Consider the following 935-nt stretch of genomic DNA (forward strand, 5'->3'; position numbering starts at 1 on the left):
CTGGCCGCCAGCGCCGCCTGGGCGGTCGAACCCTTCACGGTGCGCGACATCCGCGTGGAAGGCCTCCAGCGCGTGGAGCCCGGAACCATCTTCGCGTCGATCCCGCTGCGCGTGGGCGACACCTACAGCGACGACCGTGGCTCCGCGGCCATCCGCGCGCTGTTCGACCTGGGCCTCTTCAAGGACGTGCGCATCGACGTCAGCGGCAACGTGCTGGTCGTGATCGTCGAAGAACGCCCCACCGTCGCCGACGTCGACTTCGTGGGCACCAAGGAGTTCGACAAGACGGCCCTGCAGAAGGCGCTGCGCGAAGTCGGCCTGGCCGAAGGCCGCCCCTACGACAAGGCGCTGGCCGACCGTGCCGAGCAGGAGCTCAAGCGCCAGTACGTCAGCCGCAGCCTCTACAACGCCCAGGTCGTGACCACCGTCACGCCGATCGAGCGCAACCGCGTGAACCTGACCTTCACCGTGACCGAAGGCGAGTCCGCACGCATCCGCGACATCCACGTGGTGGGCAGCAAGGCGTTCAGCGAGTCGACGCTGCTGGACCTGTTCGACCAGGACAGCGGCGGCTGGATGAGCTGGTACACCAAGTCCAACCAGTACTCGCGCGCCAAGCTCAACGCCGACCTGGAGACGCTGCGGTCGTACTACATCACGCGCGGCTACCTGGAGTTCCGCATCGACTCCACGCAGGTGGCGATCTCGCCGGACCGCCAGGACCTGAGCGTGACGGTGAACATCACCGAGGGCGAGAAGTTCGCGGTGGCCGGGGTGAAGCTGGAAGGCAACTACCTGGGGCGCGAGGACGAGTTCAAGTCGCTGGTGACGATCCGCCCGGGCGAGCCGTACAACGGAGAGCAGGTGACGGACACGACGAAGGCGTTCACGGACTATTTCGGGACCTTCGGCTATGCGTTCGCACGGGTGCAGGC

The 935-nt window shown here is 66.8% G+C and carries 1 protein-coding gene; it reads left to right on the forward strand.

All coding sequences use genetic code 11. The annotated features are described in order from the left end of the window. Positions 1–935 (forward strand): outer membrane protein assembly factor BamA (bamA, locus tag AC07PZ_RS31590; protein ID WP_495299137.1); only part of this gene is annotated, 935 nt, incomplete at both ends.

The sequence above is a fragment of the Variovorax sp. GW821-FHT10B04 genome, from assembly GCF_059415645.1.